Annotated in this window: 1 protein-coding gene and 1 pseudogene; one reads left to right on the top strand and one right to left on the bottom strand. The window is 73.8% G+C overall.

Features of this window, described 5'->3' with window-relative positions; translation table 11 throughout:
- Window positions 1-527 precede the first annotated feature (527 nt).
- A complete protein-coding gene (locus tag VIB55_RS01765; protein WP_331874943.1) occupies window positions 528-3,617 on the top strand; it encodes a CHAT domain-containing protein in 3,090 nt (1,029 codons plus the stop codon).
- Window positions 3,618-3,678: 61 nt separating this feature from the next.
- Here the strand turns inward: VIB55_RS01765 and VIB55_RS01760 are convergent.
- Window positions 3,679-4,055 (bottom strand): annotated as a pseudogene (locus tag VIB55_RS01760) (hypothetical protein); the annotation flags it as partial.

Genomic DNA, 4,055 nt, shown 5'->3' with positions numbered 1-4,055 from the left:
AGCTTCGCTTCGCCCGGGGCGGCCAGCCCCTGTGCATCCACCCACTCGCCCGAGGCGGCGAGCTCGCGGTTGAACCGGTGCATGAACCCGATGTGGGCCTGGAAGTCTTCCGGCGACCACTGGTTGACCTGGTAGTCACCGGTTCCGCGCGGCGCGTTCATCATCATCATGTACTTCATGGTTCGTTCTCCCGTCAGGTGGTTCGGCCCTCGATCGGCCCGGCGCAAAGCAGCCCTCGTTGGCGCTTGCGTACAGTAGTCGGAGCCGGCGGCGCGTTCTCTACATCCCCGCGCGAGCGGAACGCGAACTCGTAGCTTCCGACCGCACGATTCAGGTTGTCACGGGGTATGATCGCCCGAATTCCGGGTTCCGCAAGCGGAGACGGGGCGCGGACGCACTTCGCGGCGGCGCGCGGGGCTTGTGCTTGCGGCCCCGCGGGGCGACCATTCCGTTTGCAGTCCCGAGCCCGCGGCTCCTGCTTCCGCGGGCTCTCGCCGTTCCGCGCTACGCCCCACCGCCGTACCTCCATGCGCCGACCCTACGTTCTGCTTTTCGCGGTGGCACTGCCGTGCGGATTGGCCGTCGCCGGCACCCTGCGCCCCGCTCCCTCGCCGACGCGGATGGGGCAGCTGGCACGGGCGCGGCCGGAGCGGGCGTTCGCGCCGCGGCTTTCCATCGAGACGGAATTCGTGCCGTGCAGAGTGCTTCCCGCACACCCCGACAGCACGGTTCCTCGCGAGGCGTGCGAGACGGCGGGGGAGCCGGGGGCAGACCCGGCGGTGTTCGCCGCCGCCGGCGAGAGCTTCGATCCCGATTCGCTGCATGCGTCCGCGGTGGCCGGGGTGATCTGGTGGGACGAGACCGAGGCCTCGCTGAACGGCTCCGTTTCGCGGCTGGAGAAGGCGCTGCGGCTCAGCCGCGAGCAGACGCCCGTGCTGGTGGACCTTTCCGCCGTGCACCTGGTTCGCGCCGAGCGCACCCAGAACCCCCGTGACCTGGTCGCCGCGCTCAGCTATGCCCGCGAGGCGCTGTCGCACGAGCCGGGGAACGCGGCCGCCATGTTCAACGCGGCGCTGGCGCTGGACGCGATGGAAATCGAGGAGCAGGCGGAAGCCGCGTGGAACGCGTACCTGGCCGCCGATTCCGCCTCGCCCTGGGCAGGCGAGGCCCGGCAGCGGATGCGCGTGCTGGCGCGTCCGTCGGAGATCCCCAGGCCCCACCCGGGTGCTTCCCTCGCGCGGGTGGATTCGTTCGCCGCGCGGTATCCGCAGGAGGCGCGGCTGATGGGGTGGGACGACGTGCTGGGCGCGTGGGGGCAGGCGGTGGAAAAGGGCGATTCCGCCGCGGCGGCCGCGAACCTGGAACTCGCCGAGCGCCTGGGCCGGGCCCTCGAAAAGGACGGGGGCGATGCCTCGCTCGCCGACGCGGTTCTCGCCGTTCGTGCGGCCGGATCGACTGCGGCCGCGACGGCGGCGCTTGCCCGGGGACACCGGCTCTACGCCGCGGGGCAGGCGCTGATCGCCGCAGGAAACGAGAAGGCCGCGGTCGATACCTTCCGAGCCGTGCTGCGCGCCAGGCCCCCGTCGCCGACGCTGGTGTACTCCGCCGAGATGTTCGCGGCGCGAGCCCTGGTCTACGAAAACGAGTTCGAACGCGCGAACGCCACCTTCCAGGAGATCATCGCGCGGATCGACCCCGAGCGGCACCCGGCCCTGGCGGCGCGCGCGCAGTGGATGCTGGGCTCCAGCCTGCTGAAGGAGGGCCGCCACGCGGAAACACAGGGCCCGTACCAGGCGGCGTATTCGCTCTACCACCGGGTGGGGGAGGTGGAGTACGCAGCGACGCTCTGCTACCTGATCGGCGAGGCGGCCCACCTGCGCGGGGATACGGCGCTGGCGTACTCATCCATGCACCGGGCCATGCGCGGCCTGCGGCACTACCGTGCCTCGGGGTGGCTGCGAAACCAGCTGATGGTGCTCGCCGACTGGGCGGCGGCGGATGGGATGCAGCACGCTTCGGCGCCCATTCAGGCGGAGGAGATCTCCGTCGCGATCCGGACGAGGCAGCCGCTGGCCAGGTTCGAAGCCCTCCTGGCGCGCGCCTACGTTCGGACGCTCACCGGAGACATTTCCGGCGCGCGGCGCGACGTGGATGCGGCCGCCCCGCTCCTGGCGCAGATCCCCGCGGGGGACGCGGCCGCCGGGCGGGCCGGGGCCGCGTTGCGGATGTCCCGCGCCATGGTGCAGCGGGGGCAAGCCACCCCCCGGCTGCGGGCCGGGCTGGATTCGGCGGTCGAGTACTTTGCCGCGCAGCAGAACGTGCGGTGGCTGCTGCGGGCGCTGATCCAGCGGGTGGAGGTACGCGCCGCAACCGGGGAGCTGGCCGGTGCCGCGGCGGACCTGGACAGCTTCACCTCGATCATCCGTACCTCTTCGGATCACGAACCGCTCGCCGCGCTGCGAACCGCCATGATGGAGCAGGCCCGCGGCCGGTTCGACCGGCTCGTGATGCTGCATCTGCGGGCGGGCGACACGCTGCAGGCGCTCCGCGCGCTCGAACGGGGCCGCGTGTCGCTGGCGCCGGTCGCGGCCGCCCGGGCCAGCGCCGGCCTCCGGGCGCCGCGGGGGCACGTGGCCCTGGCATACGCGCTCATCGGCGACACGCTGCTCGCCTGGGTGGTGCACGCGGATTCGGCGCAGCTGCACCGGTCGGTGGTGGATCGCGGGGACTTCCTGCGGACCACCGAGGGGGTGAGCGCCGCGCTCGAGGCGGGGCGGGAAGGCGGCGCGGACGGCGGCCTGCGGCGCCTGTACGACTGGCTGGTGAGGCCCCTGCGCGATCGGCTGGGTGAACCCGGAACGCCGCTGGTGATCCTTGCCGACGGCGAGGTCGCCGCCGTCCCCTTCGCGGCGCTGCTGGACGGCACCCGGTACCTGGTGCAGGACCGCGCGATCCGGTATGCGCCCACCCTTGCGGATGCCGCACGCGAACGGCCTGCGCACCGGCCGGCGCGGGCGCTGCTGATCGCCGACCCTGCATTCGACGCGGAGCGGTATCCCGCGCTGGAGCGCCTTCACGGCGCCCGCGCCGAGGCCCACGACCTGCGCGCGTTCTACCCGGACCACGTGCTGCTGGCCGAGGCGGCGGCCACGCGGGCGGCGCTGTCGGATCACGCACGGTCGGTCGGGGTGATCCACTACGCCGGGCATGCCGTGTTCAACGATGCGCAGCCGGGCCGGTCGTTCCTGGTGCTGGCCGACAGCGGGGCCACCGGGCAGCTCACGGCCGACAGCGTCACCACGCTTCGTCTGCACGGCGTGCGGCTGGTGGTGCTCTCCGCATGCCGGACGCTGCCGTCGCGCGGTGGGCGGTCGGGGGGCTTCGCCGGCCTGTCGGGCGCGATGCTCGCGGCCGGCGCGGGGGGCGTGGTCGGAAGCCTGTGGCAGGTCGACGACCAGCGGACGCGGCCGCTGATGCGGGAATTCCACCAGGCGTACGCGGGCACCGGCGATGGCGCGGCCGCGCTGCGGCAGGCGCAGCTGTGGATGCTCCGATCGCCCGACTCCGCGCTGCGCTCGCCTTCTGCCTGGGCGGGGTTCCGGTACGCCGGCCGCTGACCCCGTCCCCGGAGGACGAAAACGCGCGGGCCGCTCCGGTGAGAGCGGCCCGCGCGTTCTTCTACTCGCTCGCCAGCTCCGTCAGCAGCGCGTCCAGGGCCGCCGGGAGCTCGGACCACCGGGGCGGCTCGTCGTCCGGGAGCGCGGCCCGCACGCGGGCGAGGGCGACCCGCGCGGCGGGGTCGTCGCCGGCCAGCCGGGCGGCGGCGCGCAGCATCGCCCGGTCGCGGAAGAACGCCTCGTCGCGTGCCCGTGCGGCCAGGCCGGCCGCCTCCAGCCAAGCCCCGGTGCGCAGCGGGGCTTTCCCGAGCCGTTCCTCCAGCCGCGCCGTCCCCCGCGCCAGCAGCGGGGCCAGCGAGTCTCCCGGGGCGCCCGCGCGGTCCGCCACCTGGCGGAAGGGGCTGGCGGGACCGGCCTGTGAATCGAAGCGGCTGCGCA

Source organism: Longimicrobium sp. (assembly GCF_036554565.1).
Classification (GTDB): Bacteria; Gemmatimonadota; Gemmatimonadetes; order Longimicrobiales; family Longimicrobiaceae; genus Longimicrobium.
Note: the sequence above shows the minus strand (reverse complement) of the source record. Positions and strands in the feature narration are given on the sequence as shown.